This window comes from Shewanella sp. S23-S33 (assembly GCF_043359565.1).
GTDB lineage: Bacteria > Pseudomonadota > Gammaproteobacteria > Enterobacterales > Shewanellaceae > Shewanella > Shewanella oncorhynchi.
The window spans coordinates 16,271-41,186 of sequence record NZ_JBHFFD010000066.1 but is presented as its reverse complement, the minus strand read 5'-3'; the positions used below and the strand labels follow the sequence as shown (position 1 = coordinate 41,186).

Below are 24,916 nucleotides of genomic sequence, written 5' to 3'. Positions count from 1 at the left end.
TCTCCCCAGGAAACGCGTTATCGTCGATTAACGCAGGCGACGCTTTTCATATTCAGCGGCGGCGGTTTCTTGGGTATAAACGTCACCCGTAGTGCTAATTAATTTAGATTGGTCTTTGTTTCCCTTAAGGAATGCATCGATAACATCAAAGGCTGGTTCGCCTAAATAGGGGCTCAATTCTACTGTCGCATTGGCCTCCCCATCGGCCATGGCTTTAAAGTAATCCGGTACGCCATCAACCGAAACAATCAAGATATCTGTCCCCGGTTTTAGTCCAGCTTCTTTAATGGCTTGCACGGCGCCAAGTGCCATTTCGTCGTTATGTGCCCAAACGGCGCACAGTGCTTGGCCGTTTTGTGCTTTAAGGAAACCTTCCATCACTTCTTTACCCTTAGCACGGGTAAATTCACCCGTTTGGCTGCGGATAATCTTGGCATTGGGATAATTTGCGATAACGGCATTAAAACCGGCTGCACGATCGATGGCGGCAGTGGCACCAACAGTGCCCTGTAGTTCGGCGATATCACATTTGCCTTGGGTTTTATCCATTAACCATTGGGCGATTTTGCTGCCTTCTTCGGTAAAGTCAGAGGCAATGCGGGTCAGGAATAATGAATCGTCATCGACCTTAATATTACGGTCAACGATAACAACAGGAATGTGGGCACGTTTGGCTTCTTTCAGTACCGGTTTCCAACCCGTTTCGACTACTGGCGCAATAATAATCGCATCCACACCTTGGGCGATAAAGCTACGTACGGCTTTGATTTGGTTTTCTTGTTTTTGCTGTGCATCGGCAAATTTTAAGTCAATGCCCCTTTGCTTGGCTTCTGCTTTTACTGCCTCGCTGAAGCTAGTTCGCCAACCGCTTTCTGACCCTACCTGTGAAAACCCGACAGTTGTCGCGAATGCGCAACTGGCACTAACTGCCCATAAACTGAACGCTGAAACTAGTTTAAAATTTTTCATTATTATTCCCTTTCAAAATTTTAGTGACAAAAATCCCCAGACCTTCTTAATTCAGAAGATCAAACTTAAAACGTTTCGTTATTTACTGGTTATAAAATTTATAAAACTCAAATGTTTTTAAATGTGTGTACCGTAATTTGTTTGTACAAGATATTGGCTTCTAGGATCACAGTCGGAAAATGATCAATATTAACGGCGTTTGGATAGCCATGGGTTTCTAAACATAAACCGCGATATTGAATTAATGGCTGACCGTGATTATCGAAATGCGAGCCATCTAAAAAATTTCCGCTATAAAATTGTAATCCTAGTTCTGTCGTACTTATTTCCATTTCACGTCCTGAAATAGGATCGGCCAAATTAGCAATGACGTTTAAATTTGATGTGCTACTGTATTTTTTATCCATGACAAAATAATGATCATAGCCATTATCTAAGGTATGAATATCACGTAAAATCATTTTAGGTTGTCTAAAATCAAAGGCGGTATTCTCTACTTGGATTAATTCACCCGTAGGAATTTGCTCTGCATCTAAGGCTAAAATATGTTTTGATTGGAGTTGCAAAGAATGGCCTAGTATTCCGTTTTGTTTATCGGAGGCTAGATTCCAATAAGTATGATTGGTTAAGCAAACTGGCGTTTTTTGATCCGATTTTGCTTCATAGGTAATAATTAACTCATTGTTTTCATTTAATCTGTATTCAACTTTTATCACTAGCTCACCTGGGTAGCCTTGGTCACCATCAGGACTGATTATGGTGAAACTTGCCGCGACAGCATCTTGGTAGCGCAGGGTTTCACATTGCCAGAGACAATGGCTTAATCCTTGGGCGCCGCCATGAAGTTGATTATTACCTTCGTTTGGCGTTAATTGAACGTGTTTGCCATTGAGTGAGAATTGAGCACCGCCTATTCGATTCGCAACGCGGCCTGCAGTAATACCAAAATAATAAGGTTTTTTTGCCCAATCTTGAATGTTTTTGTAACTCAAACTTAAATCAATCGGTTGTGCTTCTTTGTCATGAAGTTTAACCGACCAAATGCTCGCGCCATAATTAGATAATAATACCTCCAAACCATGGCTATTGGTTAAGGTGATTAAATGCAACTCTCCAGGAAATGCGGCATGAGTTAATTTTTGCGTTGATATTGAGAGTTGCATAACGGTAGTGTCACCTTTTAGTATTTAAATTTTTATCAGCAGCACTCCTCGCCTATCCACGCGTAATAAATAACGACTTAATGAACCACAAACGGTATTATTAATGACTAAATCCAACCACCATCAACGATAAAGTTTTGTGCAGTGCAGAGTTTGCTATCATCTGAAGCCAAAAATAATGCCATGGCTGCGATATCTTCTGGCATCACATAGTCTTTGATACATTGATTATCTTCGATATGTTTTGCCGTATCTTTATCTACCCAGTGGGTTAATTGACGTTTAGTCATCACCCAGCCTGGCGTTAGGGTATTAATTCGAATTTTATCTTTACCTAAATCTGCGGCGAGTCCTCGGGTCAATCCCATAGCGCCGGCTTTAGAAGCGGTATAACCCGCCATGCCAGACTGACGATTGTGCCAACTCATCGAGCCTAAGTTGATCACTGAACCACCACCGAGGCGTTGCATTTGCTGCCTAACAGCCTGAACAGCAAAAAAGTAATGTCGTAAATTGGTATTTAAACAGTGATCCCAATACTCGGGCGTCACTTCATCTATGCTATGACGTTGATCGCAGGCGGCGTTATTGATTAAGACTGAGATCGCCCCTAATTCTTGTTCTACTGTTGCTAACACCGTTTTTAGTGCGTCGATATCAATCAGATCGCAGGGATAAAACTTTAAGACTGCATCAGCTTGATTAGTCAATAAGCTGTTAACCAGTTGATTTGACTCATCCACAAGAATATCTACAAATGCAACCTTTGCGCCCTGCTCTAAAAAAGATCTCACTAAGCAGGCGCCAATACCCGTACCGCCACCACTAATAAAAATGGTCTTTCCTTTTAAGCTCGGGTACTGATTACTCAACTTCATAACTCAACCTTTTTTTAAAATAATTATTTGGTTTCATTATAAAAGAAAAAGGTGCCATGTTTAATGGGAATGTGCCGGAATATCAGCACCTCGACATCCCACTAGAAAATCAAAGTCACAACCTTCGTCCGCTTGCAGCACTCTTTCTTTAAAAAGAGACAAATATCCAGTGCCGATGGGAACGGGTTTCACCGAGGCTAACTTAGCCAATCGATTTGCTAATTCGTCAGCGCTGATCTCAAGTTGCAGAATACCCGCAAAGGTATCAAGCGTGATCATATCGCCATTTTGCACCGCCGCTAAGGGACCTAAATCCTGCGCTTCGGGTGCAACATGCAAGACTACAGTGCCAAATGCGGTGCCACTCATGCGCGCATCGGAAATCCTGACCATATCTTTAATGCCTTTTTTCAATAGCTTAGGTGGTAATCCCATATTACCCACCTCCGCCATGCCCGGATATCCCTTGGGGCCGCAATTCTTGAGCACCATAATACTGGTTTCATCAATATCCAATTCTGGAGAGTTTATACGAGCGTTATAGTCATCAAAACTCTCAAAAACCACAGCTTTACCACTGTGTTTCATTAAATGAGGACTGGCCGCCGAAGGCTTAATTACTGCGCCTCGGGGAGCAAGATTTCCCCTTAATATCCGAATCCCACCATTTTCAACTAAGGGCGCATCGATGTTCATGATGACCTCTTCGTTGTAGCAAGGCGCATCCATTACATTTGCCCACAGGGTTTGGCCGTTCACTGTTAAAGTGTCTTTATTCAATAAATTTTTATTAAACAGCTGCTTTAACACTGCGGGCAAACCTCCTGCATAGTAAAAGTCTTCCATCAAGTACTGACCTGAAGGTTTTAGATTCACTATGGTGGGCACATCGTAGCCGTGTGACCAATCGTCCAATGACAATTCAACACCAATACGACCTGCTATCGCTTTTAAATGGATCACCGCGTTGGTCGAGCCGCCAATCGCCGCATTGGTTTTTATCGCATTGATAAAAGCCTCGCGGGTCAATACTTTCGACAGCGTTAAATCCTCATGCACCATGTCAACAATACGCATGCCAGACATGTGGGCCAACACATTACGCCGTGAATCTACGGCAGGAATGGCGGCATTTTGCGGTAAACTTGTGCCTAAACTTTCCGCCATACAAGCCATAGTTGATGCTGTGCCCATGGTATTACAGGTGCCCGTTGAGCGAGACATATCGGCTTCAGCATTCATAAACTCTGCAAGACTGATATTGCCCGCTTTATACTCTTGGTGCAGTTCCCAGACTAGAGTTCCTGAGCCCACGTCTTTACCTTTGTGCTTACCATTGAGCATAGGTCCACCAGTGACGACTATCGTCGGCAAGTTACAACTGGCGGCGCCCATCAATAATGCGGGGGTGGTTTTATCGCAGCCAACCAATAAGACAACACCATCAATCGGATTACCGCGAATCGCTTCTTCAGTATCCATCGCTGCTAAGTTACGTGTCAGCATAGCGCTTGGACGTAAATTGGATTCGCCATTGGAAAATACGGGGAATTCAACCGGTATTCCCCCTGCCTCACGTATGCCGTTTTTGACCCTTTGTGCTAAATCGCGCAGATGGCCGTTACAAGGTGTAAGTTCTGACCAAGTGTTACAGATGCCGATCACAGGTTTATTTTGAAAATGATGGTCTGGTATGCCTTGGTTTTTCATCCAGCTGCGATACATAAAGCCATTTTTGTCATCACTCCCAAACCAACTCGCAGAACGAAGTGCTTTCGTTTTTTTATTATTCATTTTCACACCTTCGTTATAACAATCTGTGCCTTAGTGAATGCACTCGGTTACCGCATTGACACTTACCTCGCCACTGTATGCCGCTCTGTCCTCGCCCAAAGTGGCAAAAAGACAGTCGTTAATCATTTGCGCTTTAAAGATTGCTAGTGGGTAAAAGTATTGGTATTACTATAATACTAAAATGTCAAAAAACAATAGAGGAATTATGAAAAAGGCACTTTTGAGTATTTGTTTAGTATTTAATTCGGCGGCATTTGCCGCTAATCCTGTGTTCCCCGAAGTGTTTACTGCCGATCCTGCCGCTATGGTCCATCAGGATACTGTGTACCTTTATACTGGGCATGATGTGGCCAAAGACAACAAAACCTTCTTTGAGATGCACGATTGGTTAGTCTTTAGTTCAAAGGACATGCTGAATTGGACCGAACACGGCAGTAAGTTAGCGGTTAAGGATTTTAGTTGGGCAAAAGGCGATGCTTGGGCAAGCCATGTAATTGAAAAAGAGGGTAAGTTTTATTGGTATGTTACAGCAAGACACGCCAAGATTAATGGCTTTGCGATTGGTGTGGCCGTTGCAGACAGTCCATTAGGCCCTTTTAAGGATGCGCGTGGGACGGCACTGATCACCAATGATATGACAACCGATACCGACATCGACATCGACTGGGATGATATCGACCCAGCGGTATTTATCGATGATGATCAGCAGGCCTATATTTTTTGGGGTAACTCAAAGCCTCGTTATGCCAAACTAAAGCCCAATATGATCGAACTCGATGGCCCTATTCACGCTATCGATGTGCCTAATTTCACCGAAGCGTTATGGGTGCATAAAAAGGATAAAACCTATTACCTTTCTTATGCCTCAGGTTTCCCCGAAAAAATCGCCTACGCGATCAGCGATAATGTAAAAGGCCCGTGGAAGTACCAAGGCATACTGAATGAAGTGGCAGGTAACTCACCAACAAATCATCAAGCAATTATTGAATTTAAAGGCAAATCTTATTTTATTTATCATACTGGCGCCTCGCAAAATGGCGGCGGTGAGTTTAGACGAACCGTTGCCATCGACCCGCTTTATTACAATGAAGATGGCACGATTAAACGAATTCAGATGACGACGGAAGGCATTACTTCGGCGCAGTAATACTCTGATGATGGCTAATATGGTGTGAGGACAGTTGTAGAAACTAAAAAGGTGAGCCGAATATCGGATCACCTTTTTGTTGCCACCAAGCATGTGCGTGATGCTATTTGTGCTCGATATTCTTCTTTAGCGTATCTTGGGAGGTGGAGAGCAGTTTATTCATTTCTGCTTTAGCACGTTCACTGTCCCCTGCTTCAATCGCAGTATAAATGGCCTTGTGGCCTGGCAGTGATTCGAGGAAATCATCTTGGATGGTACTACTCAATCTAAAAATTTCGAGTAAAGCCGACTGAATTGATACGCCTAAAGAGACCATAAACTCATTGTTGGTCGCATCTAAAATCGCCATGTGGAAGTCAATATCCGAGGTATAAACCTCATCTGTGCCCACTTGCGCCGCTTCCATCTTGGCATAGGCTGCCGCAATGATTTTAAGTTGCGCTGGAGTACGTTTTTTCGCGGCAAGTTCGGCAGCAGCGGGCTCAAAAACCTCACGGATTTCATACAACGACGTGTAAAATTCGGGTGAGGGTTTAGATTGAGAAAACCAATTTAAAATCACGGGATCGAACATATTCCAATGGCGGCGCTCACGAATACGGGTGCCCAGTTTGGGACGCGATTCAATTAAGCCCTTTGCGGTAAGCACTTTAAAGGCTTCTCTGAGCGAAGTGCGAGACACCTCAAGTTCTTCACAAATGGTGTTCTCATTGGGAATATATTCACCCGGAGCATAAAATCCGCCAACAATACGCGAGCCAAGTTCGCTGGCCACCCAGTTGTGGATATTCTGCGGTCGGTTGTTTGCCTGATTTGCCATTGCGCCCTCTTATGTCCCGATATAGCCGAAATTGATCAAATGTTATGATACTACCTTTCCTTAAAAACGTAACAGGTAATTTTTATAAAGCCAAGAATTTATGAGGGTTTCGCGCTAATTCATCTTTTCGCTTTCACCCCACTCTCACGCTTTTCTTTACACTGTAAGGCTGCGATGGACAGGGTTAATTTACCTGCTACGGCTCATTTTATGCCTATATTCGACAGGTTTTTAGTAGGATGGCTACGTTAGGAAATAATCGTTTTTAATATCAAAATCGATCAAGACATCGACCACAAACATGCCCGCTGATTGTGCTGCTTGAATACCTGCTTTTGCATCTTCAAACACGATACAACGCTCAGGGGTAATCCCCATCAACTCGGCGCAGCGCAAAAACGTATCTGGTGCAGGTTTGGGCGCGACGACTTGATCGGCACCAACCACATGGTCGACTAGCTCGAGTAAGCTGCACAGGGTTAAAATCTCAACCGCTTCCTCTGTATAAGCCCCTGTACCCACTGCCATCGGGCGCTTGCCCTTATTCTGCTTGGCAAATTCGGCTAAACGGGTTGGCTTAACATAGAGGTGCATGGTTTCTCGAACCAAGGCTTCTTTATAGTCATTCATTGCTTCACATGTGGCGGTCGGTGTTACACCAAAATGGGCAATTAAGATTTCAAGGGTGCCAATTGTCGGCACGCCCGCCAAGGATCGCATTAATGCGCCATCAATAGGGATCCCAAAGTGGGTTAATGTTTGTCGCCATGCCTGTTCATGTAACTGGCCGCTATCGACCAAGGTGCCGTCCATATCGAAAATAATGCCATCAAAATCTGCGTACATACTGCTTTCCCAACCTTTAAGACTGAAATAAATTGACCAGCTCAACTCGTCTGACGCTCACACATTAACGTGCACAAATTAAAAAAGCCGCCCTGAGGCGGCTTTTCAGTATTAGCTTGAGATTATAGCCCTCTTGCTAAACCGTAATATACGGAATTCTGGCGAAGCTCATTTTTAAACTGACGAATGCGAGTATCAGCATCGATGATCACCAGTTCAGCCCCCGCCATTTCTGCAAAGTCGACTATATTGTCAGTGCTAATGGCTTGGCTGTAAGCTGAGTGATGCGCGCCACCCGCATGGATCCAAGCTGCTGCTGCAATAGACAGATTTGGACGCGGCTCCCACAGTGCAGAAGCAACGGGCAGATTTGGCAATTCCTGTGGCGGCGTTACAGTATCTAATTCATTGAGAATAATACGGAAGCGGTTACCAAGATCGATAGTCGATACGTTAATGGCCGGTCCCGCTTTACCGGTAAATAGCAGACGCGGAACATCGCAGCGCACACCGATAGTATGACGGTGTACTTCTAAACGTGGTTTAGCGGCGGCAATAGACGGACACACTTCAAGCATATGCGCGCCGAGCACTTGGTCTGTCACGCCAAAGTTATAGGTGTAATCTTCCATAAATGAAGTGCCACCGGTGCGGCCTTGGCCCATGACTTTCATGATGCGAACCATAGCCGCGGTTTTCCAATCGCCTTCGCCGCCATAACCGATTCCGTTTGCCATCAAACGTTGTGTCGCTAGCCCAGGTAAACCCGTCATGCCAGTTAAGTTTTCAAAGCAGTTAGTAAAGGCACCAAACTCGCCATCTTTTAAGAATTGGGTTAAGCCCAGTTCGATTTGCGCTTCTTTTCTTAAACGGTCAAGTTGGTATTCATCGTTAAACAATTCATTACTAATGACATATTCGCTCGCGTAGCGGTCGATTTGGGCAGTTATATCATTATCGGCAACCGCATTAATTGCATCATTTAGCTCACCTAAACTGTAGGCATGCACTTCGTAACCGAATTGAATCTGCGCCGCTACTTTATCGCCTTCAGTTACTGCCACTTGGCGCATGTTGTCGCCAAAGCGCGCAATACGAAGATTTTGGCTTTCGTTCCAACCGGCCGCAGCACGGCACCAATCGTCCACTTGGGCTTGTACATCGTTTGTTTGCCAATGACCTACTACCACTTTGCGCTCTTTGCGCATGCGGGTGCCGATATAACCAAACTCGCGGCAACCATGGGCACTTTGATGGGTGTTCATGTAGTTCATGTTAATGTCGGCCCAAGGCAGCTCGGCATTAAACTGAGTATGCAAATGCATGAAGGGTTTGCTGAGTTCATTCAAACCCGCAATCCACATTTTGGCAGGCGAGAACGTGTGCATCCACAGGATAACGCCTACACAGTTTTCATCACTGTTGGCCGCTTGGCAAACCGCATAGATTTCGCGGGGTGATTTAACTGTAGGTTTATAGACGACCTCCATTGAAATCGCGTCTGACTGATTAAAACCGTGGACAATTTGCTCACTATTTTTCGCCACTTGCTCCAACACTTTAGGCCCGTATAAATCCTGCGAACCGGTCACAAACCACACTTGCTTTTGTTTGAATGCTTTCATATTTCTCTCTACCCTATAAATTTGATGATTCTGGTAACGTGAAGCTGATTGATTTTATTCACTATTTACTAGTGACACTGTTTTGGCCGTAATAGGCGTCTTTACCGTGCTTACGTAAGTAATGTTTATCAATAAGCTCTTGTTTTAATGGCTTGATACTTGGCGACAAGGTTTTGGTCAGATAAGCCATTCGCGCGATTTCTTCGAGTAATACAGCGTGATAAACCGACTTTGCCGCGCTGTCTCCCCAAGTGAATGGCGCATGCCCCGCAACGATTACCATAGGTGACTCGCCTGGATTTCTATCAACAAAGCAATCGAGAATTTGTACGCCCGTTTCTTCTTCGTAATCGCGACTGATTTGGTCATCACGCATCACAGCAGTGCATGGGATCTCGCCGTAAACATAATCGGCTTGTGTGGTACCCAAACAAGGAATGGCGATTTGCGCCTGCGCCCATGCAGTTGCATAAGTCGAATGTGTGTGGGTGATGCCGCCAATACTCTGCCATTGACGGTATAAATAAGTGTGCGTTTTGGTGTCGGATGACGGACGTAAACGCCCTTCGATAATTTGGTTTTCAAGATCGACAATAACGATATCTTCGACCTTGAGATCCTCATAGGGCACACCGCTCGGTTTAATGCCAATTACACCGAGCCTGCGATCAACTTGCGACACATTACCAAAGGTGTAAGTCACTAAATTGCGCTTCTCAAGCTCCATATTGGCTTCATAAACTTCGCGTTTCAGTTCAAGAAATGACATGTTATTTCGCTCCATCAACATAATGCCCTAGGGCTAAATACGCTTGATAAAGCGCTTGGTATTTTTCAGCATTGGCAAGATTGGGTGCATAAGTTTTGGCAACATTCGAGGCCATCACGGCTTGCGCACTTAACACATCGGGATACACGCCTGCAGCGGTTGCGGCATAAATTGCAGCGCCCAAGGCACAGCTCTGCTCGCTTTCCAGTACGTCGATATTGCAATTCCACACGTCAGCGCAGGTTTGCATGATGAAATCTGACTTTTTAGAGATACCGCCAATCGTGACGACTTGATCGATTCGCACGCCCTCTTCCTTAAAGCGTTCGATGATGGCTCTGGCGCCGAAGGCACTGGCTTCGACTAAGGCTTTAAACACTTGCGGTGCGTGGCTACCCATGGTTAAGCCGCTTATCGCCATAGACACAGATTGGTCGGCATCGGGGGTACGGCGACCGTTAATCCAATCGAGCGCGACGATGCCAGTGTCACCCACTGGAATAGTCGCTGCTGCATTACCCAGCTCAGTTAAGGTTTCATCCTCGAGCTGTGCAATCAGTTTGGCTTTCACTTCCTCGTCAAATAACGCTGAAGTATTGATATGTTTGATCGGCCAAGTGGTGAGGTCCTTAAACCAAGCGTAGAGATCGCCAAAGGCTGACTGCCCTGCTTCAAGACCAATTAAACCTGGCATGACTGAGCCATCGACTTGACCACAAATGCCTTTAATACAGCGGGAGCCAATGTCTTCATAACTGGCAACTGTGATATCGCAAGTCGACGTGCCCATCACTTTGGTGAGTACGCCCTCCTTCACATTGGCCCCCACCGCACCCGCATGACAATCAAACGCGCCGAACGACACGATAACGTCGGTTGATAGTCCAAGATTGGCTGCCCACTCGGGGGTTAAGGTGCCGCAGATTTTATCTGAGGTGCAGGTTTCAACGGGTAAACGGTCACGTAGTCCGTCGAGTAAAGGATCGATATCAACAAAGAATTCATTAGGTGGGTAACCATCCCATGACTCGTGCCACATGACTTTGTGACCTGATGCGCAGCGACCCGCTTTGTATACCTTAGGGTGAATTGTGCCAGTCATTAACGCGGTGATCCAATCACAGTGCTCGACCCAGCTGTAAGCTGCTTGTTTCACTTCAGTGTCATGGCGCAGTACGTATAAGGCTTTGGCCCAGAACCACTCAGATGAGTAGATCCCGCCTTCATATTTAAGGTAATTCTCTTTGGCGACTTTAGACGCAGCTGTAATTTGCTGGGCTTCAAGAATCGCGCTATGGTCTTTCCACAGTAAAAACATCGCATTAGGATTAGACGAAAATTCTTCTTTTAGCGCTAATGCCACGCCTGCTTCATCAACGGCAATCGGTGTTGAGCCTGTCGTGTCAAAGCTTAAACCACAAACGTTTGCCGCTGCGCCCGCTGGTGCTTTAGCCCAAAGTCCTTGTACAACCTCAATTAAACTTTCAATGTAATCTAAAGGATGTTGCCTGAATTGATTTTTAGCTGGGACGCAATACAGTCCCTTTTTCCAGCGTGGGTAATACACCACATTGGTAGCGACTTCAGCGCCGTTTTGTGTATCAACCAATAACGCGCGAACAGAATCAGAGCCGTAATCCAGCCCTAACGCATAAGACCCTAAAACATTAGACATTAGCATCCCCGTACATTGAACTCTGCAATCAGCCATGTGATCACAAATATTGTTAATATCATTTAGTACTACAATACTACTATAGGCAAATGGTATTACAATATTATTTTTATCAAAGGATGATAATTTTTTTAACATCAGCAACAAGTTTATCGAGGCAATTGTTTTGTAAGGGTTTGCTGTTTCTGCCAAATAGTGACAAAGACGCATCAGCAGTAAGTTCTAGAAGAGCTGAAAATCGGTGCTTTGAGTTAGCGTGGTCAATCTGGTGATTGACATCAAGCGGATGATTGAGAAAAATACGCAGCAGGTTGCAGAGAAACCTGTCCGCAAAAGATGATATCACTCTGATAAATTAACAGCGTTGCGAATCGATTTCTATCGAACCCACAGCAATCAAATAAGTTTGGCTTAGCGAAATGCCAATAAACTTAAGAGAATTGTTTGTGAAACATGCAACAGCCAACACTTTCAAACCCGCCAGTATCAATGTTGAACCTTCTGACATTGTGCCCTTGGCAGCCACCGAAACACCCTCCCACGGGAAATCTCAGTCAGGAACTCAGTCAACAGAGTCCTTCAGTACGTTAGCTATCCCAGCTTTGTATTTGCGCTTGCTCTATCCATGGCATTCGCCATGATGCTTAGTAATCTATACGCGACTCACACTCGGTAACGCCTACCATCTATGCATTGGATAGTTAGGCTGATAGTTCAGGTTTTTGAGGAATGGCTTAAAGTTAACTATTGGAATGGTGATTATACAGACAGATCGTCGCTATTGGTCCTTATGCTAGACTCATCTATGACGTCGTTAAGGTGAGTCTAAGCTCAGAATATACGTCACGAACTCCGTGATACTAATCGTTATCACGAATCTATGCAGCTATCCTTTTGATTAAGCCAATGAAGCCATTGTTCTGCAAAGACAAACAATTTGTAGCTATAGTCCTGATCTATCACGCTGGGAATAATGTCAGGATCCATATTAACGTAATCGTGAACCAGTATATTACAAAGACCTATCACCTTACGCCAACCACTAAGCTCGTCAACAAGTTGTGCCCCACATTAACAGAGGACCTCAAATCCTGTCGGCTATGTCCTGCTAATGCTTTACCCAATGTTTAGCAATTCAGGCTTCAGTCGAAACCTGCAAGGATCGTTTAGCAGCACGATATCCACTCGGGTGTACCACTCTCTTCAAAGAGTCTAAATTTGAAATTCAAACAGTGCACCCGTAGCTCAGTTGGTTAGAGCACTACCTTGACATGGTAGGGGTCGGTGGTTCGAGTCCACTCGGGTGTACCATTTCTTATTATGTATTTCATTAATCCCCCTCTGCTTATCAAGCTAAATACAATTAATCTACCCTTGTTTTTTTGTTTAAAATTCATTCCAAAATATCTCAAAGTTCAACATCCAAAGTAATATCCTGTGCTAAATCAAATATTCGCAGTGGTATTTCTACGCCCTCTCCAATCCTTTTAAACGAGCTGCCTATAAATTTTTGACTAAGTACGGCATCGAACAGACACTCGAAGGTTAAGGTCGCAGAATAATGCATTCAAAGTCTGTTCGTTGAAAATAGCGTTAAGACAATCATCTGCAATTATCATCACCGCTCAATATTGAGCGATCCTATCTGCATTTATCGAGGAAATCCCAATGTCGAATGAAGGTTATCATGAACCCATTACTGAACTCACCGATAAAACCAAGGACATGCACCGTGCACTTACATCACTGATGGAAGAGCTTGAAGCAATAGACTGGTATAACCAAAGAGTTGATGCGTGCAAAAATAATGAGTTGAGAGAGATACTTATACATAATCGAGACGAAGAAAAAGAACATGCTGCAATGCTACAAGAATGGATAAGGAGACAAGATCCGAGCTTTGATAAACAGCTAAAACATTACCTTTTTACAGATACGCCTGTTGCTCACACACCTATTGTTCACAAATAAGTATTCAATCTGGCTGTTTGAGTAAGCCATTTTCGTGAGCAAACGCCTTTAGTCACTAAGCTGCCGTTCTTATAATACAAACCTCTGTATGTGTTATTGCACCATTTAGCTCATTTCATACAGCCTTGCAGAATACTAGCGTGCAAATGTATTACTACGGACACTGTATTCTACGGACTTAGTGACTTTCATTTTTAGCGTGAAGGACTTCACCTCATGCTACCTTAACGAAATATCTCGCGTGTAAATCTTAGGCGTACAGGACCTTTCAATCTCAGTATGGCGAGCACTGCCGTGCAAGAAAAACGAGCGATGTCAGCCATTTTTAAACGACTAAAAACATCACTCACTATTTTTAGCTACCTACGGCAATTAGAAATGACGACTCAATATTGAGGTCATACATGACTTAGGCTTTATCACTCAAATTTTACCGAGTAGAAGGAGTATAACGAGGATCAATACTACCAAACCTAATCCACCGCTCGGGCCGTACCCCCAGCTCTTACTGTGTGGCCAAGTCGGAGCCACACCGATCAGCATCAGAATCAAAACCACCAATAATATTGTTCCTATACTCATGAGAGTCTCCTAGACATTATGGATATAACTCGAACTAGAAATCTTAATCAATATGACTAAGATCCTTTTAAATACCCACATTAAGCTGCCAAACTTTATGCTTAAGGTGCTTACTTAATTGTAAAAGCCGCTGACATCAACTGTGTTTGTCGGCATCCTTAGCCGCTTCTTTTACATTACCAATTGCTTTTTGAGTTTTACCTTTTATCTGTTTCTGAACCCCTTTCATCTGCTGTTTCGGGTTGCCAACGATCTCACCAATTTTTTGCTGCACTTTGCCTGCTGCGTCTTTTATTGAACCTTCTATCTGGTCTTTGTTCATGGTCAATTTCCTTTTGTTGTTGATATAACATCTAAATAATAATGAGCGCTAACAATCAGCTATGAGCTATTGTTCATTTTTAGTAAATAGCGTTTAGTAAACATTTAAATATTTTTAGTAAAAATCTTAGTTGGTAAATATCAGTAAAGCGACATAGAAATTAGGCTAAAATTAATTCCGCGGTGTTTTCATAAAATTGTGTGACTGGCTCCACATCAATCATACCGTGTCAACTTAGGTATGAATGCTACAATATGACATTGGTTTAAATAGGAAAATATTTTGTAGCAATCTTGAATTTTATCTTAAGTATAAATTGTGGCGATCATTTTATTTACTGAAATTTAGTATTAACCATGACTGAATTCCATTATTTAATTACCTAGTGATTTTCCAACTAAACGACATCCTAATGATGAGCCACAACATCAAAATAAATAACATAAAATATCTTATTAAGATAAAGCTTACCCATTAAAGGCATATCAATCTAAACTCTGTATCCAATTTATAATTTATCTAAAAGTGTGTCTGTGCGATAACGTACACATTATAAATATTTTAATCCGCAATTTAACTTAAAACACAATGAAACATCAGCTGATACCTAATGTAGCTACATTTTGGTATGTCATCGATGCCATTAAACATATGAATATTCAGTGAATAAGCTCAGAATGAACTAAGAGGTATAACTACAAAACGTTAAAATGATCTAGAGGTGTTTATAGCATCTTGTAGAGCTTAAAAAAACACAGCTGGTAGTCTAAGGTTTTTAGCACCAACTAGCCTCTACTGCTGATTTTTTCAATAATGCTTCTATATTCACAAGAAGAACACGATAACCTACGTTACCATAAAATATTTGTCTACCTTCGTCGATAATAAAGCTTGGACTGCCTTGTAGATTTTGTTGTGTTGACTTTTGATAGTTGCTCATTAATGCGGCTATAGCTGAACCATCATGAACGCTTGAGATGATTTTTTTCTGTTCCAGCCCATAGAAATCAACCAGATCATAAAGTATTTCAAGCTTACCAATATCCAATGCGTCGATAAAAAATGCACTCCGAAATTTCAATGCCATATCGATACTGGTGTTTTTGTCATAGATAAGTTCAATGGCTTTAAGCACTAAATGAGCATTGGCCGACGTTGTCGGTCTGACTTCTGTCCATATTTTTGAGTTTGTGGGAACGTCATCACGGATAGATGCAGATTTATGTACATGCTCAGCAAAACCATTATATTGACCTTTCTGTTTCCATTGCGTCTCAATTTTTGTGTGAACATCACCAAATACATCAAGATAATGATATTTAAAATGAATTTTATTTTCTAACTTTTTATTTAACTCCTCAATACGTTGTTGTGCAACCCAAGCCCACACACAAAGAATATCAGAGTAGTAATCAATGATCAGGGGTTGATTCATGTTAATCCTTAATAAGGTGGCAGTTTAAGTCATACACTCTAGTTTCAAGGCTAATCAATAATTATTGTGATGGCAGATCTACTTGTTACCCACATGAAGTCAAGATTTCAATATCTGAACTACAGAATAAATACCGAGGCTACACCGAGTAATAGGTACAAGGATGTGATTTTTAACAGGCATACTAGAAGTCATCAATTTGTTTCATGTTACGTGCCAGCAATCGCTTTTCAGCTTCTTCAAGGGACAGTATATTGCTAAGAAATTCAGTTACGGAAGGTGCAGAACTGCAATGTTGTAGATATTCAAACAGCCCTACAATATTTTTATGATACTCAAGTGTGGCCATCGCTATTTCATCCGTATCCATCCTCTTAAACGGATGTTCACCTATGGTTTTAAAAGGAATAGCGGTTTTTTCATAATAATGCCGACAATAAGTGTTAAGTGCATTGCTATTGCCATTATCTTCGAACTGTCTGATAACCAGTGCCATTTTTTGCTCGTGGGCTGAAATATACTCCAACAGTAATCCGCTTCTTTCGCTATCATTTGTAAGTGCGCAATGTGCCGCAAATGCATGCAGCTGTTGGTGTATATTTCTAGTCCATTGCATAACATCATAAAGCGTTTCTATTTGCATATTATTCTCCTCAAAACGGGAGTCCTTGGTCTTTACTGTGAAAAATTAATCACTTTTCTATGCATTGATGAAAGTAAACTTACTAAACAAGCCCATATTTACTATGACATTATGTCTCATTAAAAGTGCAGTTTTGAAATGATTATTAACTAAATAGTCAAACGCTGATGTCTATTATTAATAGATATGAATTATTGACAACTTGTCATCAACATAAAATACTTTATAGGTCTAACAACGGCTTAATCTATATAACATTTAAAAAGCTGGCGATAAGCCACAACCTTGTAATAAGGCTAATGGCATGAGTATACCTATATTTTTCTATTGACTCTGTTCGTTGCCGCACTGATTGTTGACAATACAATGCGCACAAGAAAGAGGGAAAACTACCAATACAATATGTTGCACTTCCATAACTAGATTGAAGGGCATCATCTTCCCGCTTTCAGTTAATAACAGTATTAGATTTGGGAACGAACCATAGATGAACTAGCCCAATATTTACCGATATCAGTACTGAGTCGTTAATACGCACTAAACTAGCCATTAAAATATTTAGAATAACAATAATAGAAGATAAAAAGGAGTAGCCGATCACTCGGCTACTCCTTTTACTTAGCGGACAATTTAAAAGCGGTAATTAAAGCTCAGGGTCACATTACGTGGGGTTCCGTAGTGATACACACTGTATGCAAGAGGCATATAGGATGCTGCAGACATATAGGCATAGTATTTTTCATCCAGCAGGTTTTCGAGATTAAGTTGTAGATCCATATTTTCCGCCAGATTATAACGAGCCATTAGGTTAACTAGTGAATAAGCATCTTGCTCAATTACAACACTACCATTTTGTGCGTAACTATCACTCTGCCAGTTAACGCCACCGCCAACAGTTAATTCAGGTAAATGATCGACAAACTGATAGGTAGTAAAGAGTTTAAACTGTTTGCGAGGGCTCGTGGTTTCAAGTTCTTTGCCTTCTGCATCTTCTGCGGTGAATTGAGAGTAACCTGCCGAAATATTCCAGCCATCAATAAACTCACCTACAACTTCTAACTCAAAGCCAGTACTTTTAGTACCTTGTATTGCATAATAAGCACTTGTCTGACCATTTGCTTTTTGCTCATCCGTCGGCTCAAAGTCTGTATCTTGCTTAGCAAAATTATCCTGTTCAATCTTAAACAGTGCCACAGTGGTGTGTAGACGGTCGTCCAGATAAGCGCTCTTTAAACCGATTTCATAGGCTTTACCTTCGAGTGGATCCAGATAGTTACCGCTAGCATCTTGTTTATTCTGCGGATTAAATATTTCGGTATAACTGGCGTAAACACGATGCTCTTCGTTTATGTCATACAAGGCGCCAACATAAGGAACGAACACGCCATCATCACCAAAGTTGGTATCAGTACCATAACTGACCCCTTCGCGGTTCCAACTAGAAATACGGCCACCGGCAATCACTTTTAAATCATCGGTAAGTGTTAGCCGAGTTGCTGCGTAGAAACCTTTCTGCTCAGTATCCATATTCAACTGGCGATTGGCGTTTGTTGACCATTCAGGCTCTTCAAAGGCGTTGCTTTGCCAATCATAAAAGTTTTCAACTGCCTTTGAGTCCCAGCCCGTCATATTCTCACGGATGGGTTCATAGGTATCAGCATAGGATTTCTGTTTGCTGTATAAGGCACCAGTCACAAATTGATGCTCACGGTTAAAGAGTTGGTAATCGCCTTTCAACTGAAAATCGAAATTATCAGAGTTACTTTCACCATGGCTGTGATAACGCTGACCGCTCAAACCTGCACCGGTTTCTTTATTCAGCAAGCCAGACATATAGATCATTTTGGTGGTGGTTTCATATTCCATGCGATTATAGTTCGCCACCAACTGCCAACCATTGCTGAAATAATGGTTCAAGTTAGCAAAATAGTTGATGTTAGTCGTTTCCCAACGGCTCCAATCTGCCGCTGTTGTAGTAGAAACATCCCAATCAGTAGCCGAACCATCGCTGAATACTGCTGGTAACGCACCCCACATCGCTCCTTTGGGGTTGTTGTTATTGTAACTACCGCCAACGCGCAGCATAGTGTTGTCAGTAATGTCTGAATCAATTACGCCGTAAAGAATGGTCTTACGGTCTTGATAAAGATCCTGATAAGAATCGCTATTGACATATTTCGCGACCATGCGACCGCGCACACTGCCACTGTCGTTGAGGCCATTAGAAACATCTGCGGTAACTTGTTTTTTATCCCAGCTACCCGTAGCAACATCAACATAGCCCTTAAGTTCGTCACTGTCGGCATGTTTGCGCACTAGGTTGATTGAAGCAGAAGGATCCCCTGCCCCCGTTAGTAAGCCTGTTGCACCACGCACCACCTCTACACGCTCATACAGAGAGATATCAGACACAGTCTCACCTGCATCGCCCCCCAAACTCCAAGATAAAGGTACGCCATCAATCTGGTAATTCTGAACCGCAAAACCACGGGCCATAAAGCCATTTCGAACGTTATCTGTTTTAGATGAAGACAAACCTACTGTGTTATTAACCACATCAACAACGGTATTGAGTGCCTGATCCTGGATCCGTTCAGCGGTCAAGATGCTCACTGACTGTGGCGTTTCCTGCAGTGACAGCCCTAAGCCTGTGGCGGTATCAATGGTTCGACTCACAGTGTACTTGCCCATCACTGTTATTTTTTCAATATTTTGATCATTTGCATCTGCAGCAGAAGACGGCTCTGCAGCCAAGACTGACAAAGGGTTTAATGCCAAAGTAATGGCAGACGCGAGAGGTAGTAGATAAAAGCGCATAGTAATTTAGGGAGTTTATTTAGGATGAACATACGGTAACACTATTGCGAATCACTTTCATTTGTATTTTGGTGATGTATATAACAAATTCATCATTTATTAATGAGGAATAAACGTCCCCGTTGTGTTTATGCCTTCAAAAGTGAGCGTTTACGGCGAAAAAGGTTATTATTTACCCGTATTCGGTTAATCATTCTTAATCTACGCCACTAAAAGCGACCCTGAGATTATTACTCCATAGGATCGCCATTAGTGTTTAGTTTTTATCTCATCAGTGTGTCTGTACTATTAGCTCGGCAGGCAGAGGCCACTTTGCCACTTGCCACTCACCTTGCCAATTCTCTATCGATATCCACAGACTATCGGCGGAGGTTAGTGTCTTAGTTGCGATGGCGTGTACGTGTTGGCCATGCTTATTACCGTGCAAAATACCATTCTCACTGCGCTGTAAATCTGCTATTGGCAAAGCCTGCGTTCCAATATTGGCATAGCCTTGGCGTATATTGCCTACCTCACCTTTTTCAAAAACCAACATAAAATCTTTCACATAGTCATCATGATGCACATAGGGTGCTTTTAGATCTAAGGGTAAAGGGGCTATTTTAAATTCACCTAACTCTTGAGCCTGCCAGGCCGGTGGAAATGTAGGTGTTAGCGACTGATACAAAAACAATAGGGGGAGCAATAGAATAAACCCACTCAGTTTATATTTATTTTTTTGCCAAAAAGTTGAATGAATGAAAGCCATTAACGTACCTCCTCTAACCTATCTGCCACAGTACTGGGGGATTCCATTTTTTTAATTGCACGCACATTACGCAGTCCCCACATCATAAATCCTGTGATTGACATACCCGATAGGATCACCCCAAAAATAAACCAAATGATTTTTGTCCAGATACCACCGAAGGTACCGTAATGCAAAGGATCTGCGATATGCATTAGCGTTTGTATTCCTGTCATCGTCTCGGGTGATGCCGTTTTTGCAATCTCCCCCGTCCAAGGGTTAATGCTGAGGTTGTAAGAATACTGATCGTAAAAAATGTGATCGCCGCTACCACTCAGATGATACATGTCACGATTATGCTCTGGTTTCATCACATAGCTTGGTTGAAAGTCTGGAAAGTGCGTTTGCGCTAATGTTAAGGCTTGTGCAAATGACACGCTTGGATCAACGGGATTCACATCACCCTTTTGGATAAAGGGCAATTGCTCAGCAGCAACCAATGGCGCATGTGGCTCGATATCAATATCTGCATGCCAAAAAATGGCTTGGACTAAATACCATAATCCGGTAACGGCCATAATCGCGATAAACCAAATAGACCACACACCAGACAATTTATGCAAATCGGCCAATAGTGTCTTTTTACCTTGACTCACTCGCAATTTCGGAGCAAAAAAACTTCGCCAAAAACGTTTATAAACAATGAGTCCCGTCACTAAAGACGCGAGCATAAACAGCGCCATCGAACAGACAAGGTAATAGCCCAAGCTGTAACCGCTTTGCCAAGGAAATAATAACCAAGCATGCAAAGATCTGATAAAGCCGGCAAATGTCATGCCTTCATTAATCTGTTGGATCTCACCAGTGTATTGATTGACATAGGCCATGGCATAGGGTTTATCAGCGTCACTGAACATGATCACATTGACCATATAAGGTTCTAAGGTCATAGCACCAGAGACTGCCGCACTTGGGTAGGCTTCCTCAACAATCGTCATTAGTTCACTAACCGGTTTTACGGGTAAATCATTAGGGTTCAACGCCCTCGATGCAGGATTCGTTAACCAAGTGATCTCATGACTCAGTACCGCAATCGTCCCCGTCAAGCAGATAAAACAAAATAACAACCAAATTGGGAGCGACACCCAACCATGCAACATAAACCAGAATCGGTTACTGATCTTCGCCATTTGTGACTTTCCTAACACTTATCGTATTTCGCGAGTGTAAAGGTAATGCAAATTGTTATCAATACGATGTACTGGGAATTGTTTTCAATTAGAATGCCGGTCACAAAATACTATGATGGGGAATCATGATGGATAAAACCTTGTTAGCAGCGCTCATTTCGAGCCTATTGTTAGCGCCGAGTTCCTACGCCAAATAGCTTCTTACTACTCTAGTATTGATTTCTATAATCAAGGTTTCTTCGGCGAACCGCGAAATGTCGAACTTAGCCTGAGTTATAATTTTTAGTCTAATTGTTAATCGCAAATACCGCGCATCACTTTTATGCGCGGTATACCTAAAGCTAAACTATCCTGCATTAAAACAGCATCCGGTAAACTTCAATGGATTAACCCTTTGGGCTCAGGGGGATAATCCATTACAATGAAGTCCATTTTGAGTTCGTAAAACAGATGTTCCGCCTATGCCAAAGTCTCACACCCACATGCATCAACATTTGCAGATGCCACACGCTAAATTAGATCTGCAAGCTCTAGCGGGCACCCTTGCCTTTGAGCAAGTGACCATTATTGGTAATGCTTCTGGCGATTGGCAGCCTGCGACCACAGGTATGACATTTATTTTTAACGGTACTCAATGGGCTGAAAACAGCAATGTAAATAATCAGATAGTGAATATCGCCAACGGTGGTTTTGCTGAATCAAAATATGCCTTTGTAGTACAAGGTCATCCACAAAGTGGTCTGCTTACGCAAGCCTTGACACAAGTTGCGATTGAATTAACGCCTCAGCTTGGCTGCTGGCCTTCATCTGGGTTAACCACAATAGTATTGATGCAGCAATTGTCTCAGCATGTGCAAGTGCAGCGGATGTCGCTGTTTCCGAGTTTAGCAAGACCCAATGATTTACCGCCTGACGATCACTTACCTTGCATGGTGCATAATTGGTTAGGCGAACGACGGATTGCCCAAGCTTTGGTACCATCGCTCGACTGGCCTGAATTTAGCTTAGCGTCCGTATTTTTACCTCGCCTATCCGCAATAAACCACATGCAACCATGCCAAGTCACACCTAGGATAAACGCAGATAATCCCTTTGATTTGCTTGTGCGTTTACAGGAGTCGAGCTTATTAATCGCAGATGCACTAAATCCAGCCACGCGGCAGATGCAACTTGAATGGCTAATCACACTGGCGCATACACCCATTAATATTTGGCTACAATTTGCTCACCCTAGCCAGATCATCAATGCTGAAGCTTTATTTTTCAACCACATGCCTGAATCAAAACCCAGCTATTGGTATTTAATGGATACTCAGGCATCTCAATATCTTGATGCGATTCGCCATAGTTTGGCCTATTGTTGGCAAACGCTGTCGACTAAGCACGCGAGCTTGATTGGCAACGAGCTTTCAAACGGCTCGTGACCCTCCCCCTGTCCACTGCCATTCGCATTCAAAATACCTAAGGCGAATGTCGTTTTACATTTTGCCTGCCCTCTAGCGACGCTAAACCAACTTCTGTTTAAATGCATGACTCAAGCGTCAACACGCCCTAGTTAAGGGATTTTTACCTAATGCGATCCCCAACGGTTCAAAGTAATTGATCAGCGCCTGAAAAATCACTTGCCTGTGGGCCTCATCGGGATAAGCCCCCTCCTTTGCCATTGCTGAAAAACGGGTTCCCGACACTAAATACGGATTCGAAATATCAGTATAGGATTCAATACAGGCTTCAAATGCTCGCGCCATCATCTCCGTTGGCCGAGAGAAGTACTGCATCCCATGTTTTTTATCTAATGCAATCGCTCGGCGAACATAATCATGGGGCTCATCACCCTGCCCACTCAACAATGTCACTTTGAAGATCTCAGATAATCGAGCATTTAATGGATGCTCTATGATGGGCAGATCGGATAGCCAAAGATCGCTCGCACACTGAAACCGCTTATTAGTGGTTTTGAATGATTTAGCGGCAATATAATGGTCAAACGCATGCCAAAACTCATGGGCTAAAGCACCAGCACCTGCATTTTTAGCCAATGCTAACTCTCGGGTCGCGGGAGCATAATGGGCCTGAACGCCCTTTTGGCCGCCATGACCAAAGGCCAGGCTGACGGTTTCCCGCAACCCTAAAGTCAAAGGTGGCAATTTTAAGATAAAGGCCAGATCGGCGAGCGAATCAAACACTAAATCCGCAGCAATGCGCGATTCATCCCGCGTCACCCAGCGGCCAACACGGACATGGCTAAAACCAAAGGTTTGTTTAATATCAAGAAAAGTGACTTGCTCACCAAATCGATAATCGGGTCCATGGCGGTTATATTGCTGATTAATTAACACGACTTACCTTGAACCCTATGGCAGTGAGAGACACATTAAGCTGGCTATTTTAGGTTAAAATGCACAGGAACAAAACGCTGCATTAAGTGCAATATCAAGTTAAGAATAGGAGCCACTCGGTTTGGTATCGCAATGCTTAGATTTCGACAACCACAGGGTTCGTTAAGCTTTAGCCGTTAATATCACATCATCCCAAACCACGACACGATTTCGCCCCGTAGTTTTAGCGTGATACAAGGCTTTATCGGCCTCGGCCACCAGCTTTTCAGCATCTGAACGGCACTGACTCCCTATTTCAATCGGTGAAGGCACAGACTGAAGCGCTAAAATACCGCTGTTTTCTTCGATGGCATGATGAGTGATCACAGGTGTTAACGCACTCACTCCTGCCGAAAATTGATAGTGAAAATCGGCGACTATCGCTGAAATATCTTCATTCGCAAGCGCTAACATCATACGCGTCACAATTTTCTGCGCGACATCGACCGACGTTTCTGGCAGTAATAGCGCAAATTCCTCACCGCCGAAGCGACCAAAGATATCGTATGGGCGCGTGCGAGCACTGATAAATTGGGTAAAATGCTGCAGTATCTTGTCACCCACTTGATGCCCATAGTGATCATTAACGAGTTTAAAATAATCGATATCCATCATGACAAGGCACAAAGGTAACTGTAGACGACTCAAGCGTTTGATTTCATGCTCTAACTGCTGGAAAAAATGCCGTCGATTGGCAATACCGGTTAATTCATCGGTGAGTGCGAGTCGATTCAACTCAGTCTGCGCATTCCTTAGGGCAAATTCGACCTGTTTTAACGGGGTAATATCGGTGCAAACAATCACCATATCGCCATTGTGATAAACCTGCTCAGAAAGTTGCAACCAGCTACCGTCGACCAGATCCACTTCAAAACGTCGAAAAGCTGATTTACGTTGATTCGCATGAATAAGTTCAAGCCATTCCTCTATGGTTTCATGATCAATTTTAGGCCCTTGCTTATGGGTAAAGGCAAAGTGCATCATGTCGTCAAAATGCCGGCCAGCCATGTCTTGATCAACAAAACCAAACATTTTCGCAAAGGTATGGTTATAAAAGATAAAATGATTGTGCTTGTCCAAAACAGCGAGGCCATTCTCGCTTAGCCGTAAGGCTTCGGTTAAAAAGGGGTAAACAGACTCAAGAGATTCTTTTTCCATCGATTAT

23 protein-coding genes and 1 tRNA gene are annotated in these 24,916 nt (G+C 43.1%); 5 read left to right on the top strand and 19 right to left on the bottom strand.

Going from position 1 to position 24,916, the window contains the following annotated elements; translation table 11 throughout:
* Window positions 1–27: 27 nt before the first annotated feature.
* The 4 genes from ACHA99_RS18155 to ACHA99_RS18140 all read right to left on the bottom strand — a co-directional run bounded on the left by ACHA99_RS18155 (window position 28) and on the right by ACHA99_RS18140 (window position 4,804).
* Window positions 28–969 carry an ABC transporter substrate-binding protein gene (locus tag ACHA99_RS18155; protein WP_113940440.1) on the bottom strand — a complete coding sequence of 314 codons (942 nt, stop codon included), beginning with the start codon at window positions 967–969 and terminating at the stop codon, window positions 28–30.
* Window positions 970–1,076: 107 nt separating this feature from the next.
* Complete coding sequence (locus ACHA99_RS18150; protein WP_393944248.1) at window positions 1,077–2,132, bottom strand: aldose epimerase family protein; 1,056 nt, start codon at window positions 2,130–2,132, stop codon at window positions 1,077–1,079.
* A gap of 107 nt (window positions 2,133–2,239) precedes the next feature.
* Complete coding sequence (locus ACHA99_RS18145) at window positions 2,240–3,010, bottom strand: SDR family NAD(P)-dependent oxidoreductase (protein WP_113940438.1); 771 nt, start codon at window positions 3,008–3,010, stop codon at window positions 2,240–2,242.
* Window positions 3,011–3,070: 60 nt separating this feature from the next.
* The gene (locus ACHA99_RS18140; protein WP_263185838.1) at window positions 3,071–4,804 is read right to left on the bottom strand and encodes an IlvD/Edd family dehydratase; all 1,734 of its coding nucleotides are present in this window, start codon (window positions 4,802–4,804) and stop codon (window positions 3,071–3,073) included.
* 205 nt (window positions 4,805–5,009) lie between these two features.
* Here ACHA99_RS18140 and ACHA99_RS18135 point away from each other — a divergent pair, with 205 nt between their 5' ends.
* A complete protein-coding gene (locus ACHA99_RS18135; RefSeq protein ID WP_393944245.1) occupies window positions 5,010–5,951 on the top strand; it encodes a glycoside hydrolase family 43 protein in 942 nt (313 codons plus the stop codon).
* Between the two features lie 103 nt (window positions 5,952–6,054).
* Here ACHA99_RS18135 and ACHA99_RS18130 read toward each other — a convergent pair whose 3' ends face one another.
* The 5 genes from ACHA99_RS18130 to ACHA99_RS18110 all read right to left on the bottom strand — a co-directional run bounded on the left by ACHA99_RS18130 (window position 6,055) and on the right by ACHA99_RS18110 (window position 11,686).
* On the bottom strand, window positions 6,055–6,771 hold the full coding sequence (locus ACHA99_RS18130) for a FadR/GntR family transcriptional regulator (RefSeq protein ID WP_012587648.1): 717 nt from the start codon (window positions 6,769–6,771) through the stop codon (window positions 6,055–6,057).
* A gap of 243 nt (window positions 6,772–7,014) precedes the next feature.
* Complete coding sequence (locus ACHA99_RS18125; RefSeq protein ID WP_012587647.1) at window positions 7,015–7,617, bottom strand: beta-phosphoglucomutase family hydrolase; 603 nt, start codon at window positions 7,615–7,617, stop codon at window positions 7,015–7,017.
* A 122-nt stretch (window positions 7,618–7,739) separates the two neighbouring features.
* A complete protein-coding gene (gene araA, locus ACHA99_RS18120; protein ID WP_012587646.1) occupies window positions 7,740–9,242 on the bottom strand; it encodes an L-arabinose isomerase in 1,503 nt (500 codons plus the stop codon).
* A 61-nt stretch (window positions 9,243–9,303) separates the two neighbouring features.
* On the bottom strand, window positions 9,304–10,011 hold the full coding sequence (locus ACHA99_RS18115; RefSeq protein WP_012587645.1) for an L-ribulose-5-phosphate 4-epimerase: 708 nt from the start codon (window positions 10,009–10,011) through the stop codon (window positions 9,304–9,306).
* A 1-nt stretch (window position 10,012) separates the two neighbouring features.
* A complete protein-coding gene (locus tag ACHA99_RS18110) occupies window positions 10,013–11,686 on the bottom strand; it encodes a ribulokinase (protein WP_113940502.1) in 1,674 nt (557 codons plus the stop codon).
* Between the two features lie 446 nt (window positions 11,687–12,132).
* On the opposite strand from ACHA99_RS18110, the gene ACHA99_RS18105 reads away from it, so the two are divergent.
* Window positions 12,133–12,327: a hypothetical protein gene (locus tag ACHA99_RS18105; RefSeq protein WP_393944242.1), complete on the top strand. Its 195-nt coding sequence runs from the start codon at window positions 12,133–12,135 to the stop codon at window positions 12,325–12,327.
* Between the two features lie 229 nt (window positions 12,328–12,556).
* On the opposite strand, the gene ACHA99_RS18100 is transcribed toward ACHA99_RS18105, so the two are convergent.
* A complete protein-coding gene (locus tag ACHA99_RS18100; protein ID WP_286994089.1) occupies window positions 12,557–12,715 on the bottom strand; it encodes a HepT-like ribonuclease domain-containing protein in 159 nt (52 codons plus the stop codon).
* Between the two features lie 205 nt (window positions 12,716–12,920).
* Here ACHA99_RS18100 and ACHA99_RS18095 point away from each other — a divergent pair.
* Both ACHA99_RS18095 and ACHA99_RS18090 read left to right on the top strand, forming a co-directional pair.
* Window positions 12,921–12,997 (top strand) — tRNA-Val (locus ACHA99_RS18095).
* Window positions 12,998–13,354: 357 nt separating this feature from the next.
* Window positions 13,355–13,657 carry an encapsulin-associated ferritin-like protein gene (locus tag ACHA99_RS18090; RefSeq protein WP_028759930.1) on the top strand — a complete coding sequence of 101 codons (303 nt, stop codon included), beginning with the start codon at window positions 13,355–13,357 and terminating at the stop codon, window positions 13,655–13,657.
* Between the two features lie 423 nt (window positions 13,658–14,080).
* On the opposite strand, the gene ACHA99_RS18085 is transcribed toward ACHA99_RS18090, so the two are convergent.
* The 7 genes from ACHA99_RS18085 to ACHA99_RS18055 form a co-directional block, all read right to left on the bottom strand.
* Window positions 14,081–14,233 (bottom strand): DUF3309 family protein, encoded by a 153-nt coding sequence (locus ACHA99_RS18085; RefSeq protein WP_301553935.1) that lies wholly within the window; start codon window positions 14,231–14,233, stop codon window positions 14,081–14,083.
* Between the two features lie 142 nt (window positions 14,234–14,375).
* Window positions 14,376–14,561 carry a CsbD family protein gene (locus tag ACHA99_RS18080; protein ID WP_131524760.1) on the bottom strand — a complete coding sequence of 62 codons (186 nt, stop codon included), beginning with the start codon at window positions 14,559–14,561 and terminating at the stop codon, window positions 14,376–14,378.
* A gap of 775 nt (window positions 14,562–15,336) precedes the next feature.
* Entirely contained in the window at window positions 15,337–15,996 is a 660-nt protein-coding gene (locus ACHA99_RS18075; RefSeq protein WP_393944239.1) for a DsbA family protein, read from the bottom strand.
* 184 nt (window positions 15,997–16,180) lie between these two features.
* The gene (locus ACHA99_RS18070; protein WP_393944237.1) at window positions 16,181–16,639 is read right to left on the bottom strand and encodes a hypothetical protein; all 459 of its coding nucleotides are present in this window, start codon (window positions 16,637–16,639) and stop codon (window positions 16,181–16,183) included.
* 630 nt (window positions 16,640–17,269) lie between these two features.
* Window positions 17,270–19,456, bottom strand: coding sequence for a TonB-dependent siderophore receptor (locus ACHA99_RS18065; protein ID WP_393944235.1), 2,187 nt, complete (start codon window positions 19,454–19,456; stop codon window positions 17,270–17,272).
* Between the two features lie 271 nt (window positions 19,457–19,727).
* Complete coding sequence (locus ACHA99_RS18060) at window positions 19,728–20,204, bottom strand: hypothetical protein (RefSeq protein ID WP_105252512.1); 477 nt, start codon at window positions 20,202–20,204, stop codon at window positions 19,728–19,730.
* Window positions 20,204–21,373, bottom strand: coding sequence for a PepSY domain-containing protein (locus tag ACHA99_RS18055; RefSeq protein WP_263199462.1), 1,170 nt, complete (start codon window positions 21,371–21,373; stop codon window positions 20,204–20,206). Before ACHA99_RS18055 ends, ACHA99_RS18060 begins: the two co-directional genes overlap by 1 nt.
* 461 nt (window positions 21,374–21,834) lie before the next feature.
* Here ACHA99_RS18055 and ACHA99_RS18050 point away from each other — a divergent pair, with 461 nt between their 5' ends.
* Window positions 21,835–22,797, top strand: a complete 963-nt coding sequence (locus tag ACHA99_RS18050; protein ID WP_393944233.1) for a hypothetical protein — start codon at window positions 21,835–21,837, stop codon at window positions 22,795–22,797.
* 117 nt (window positions 22,798–22,914) lie between these two features.
* Here the strand turns inward: ACHA99_RS18050 and ACHA99_RS18045 are convergent, their stop codons facing one another.
* Both ACHA99_RS18045 and ACHA99_RS18040 read right to left on the bottom strand, forming a co-directional pair.
* A complete protein-coding gene (locus tag ACHA99_RS18045; RefSeq protein ID WP_393944231.1) occupies window positions 22,915–23,712 on the bottom strand; it encodes a CLCA_X family protein in 798 nt (265 codons plus the stop codon).
* A gap of 162 nt (window positions 23,713–23,874) precedes the next feature.
* A complete protein-coding gene (locus tag ACHA99_RS18040; RefSeq protein ID WP_393944229.1) occupies window positions 23,875–24,909 on the bottom strand; it encodes a GGDEF domain-containing protein in 1,035 nt (344 codons plus the stop codon).
* Window positions 24,910–24,916 lie beyond the last annotated feature (7 nt).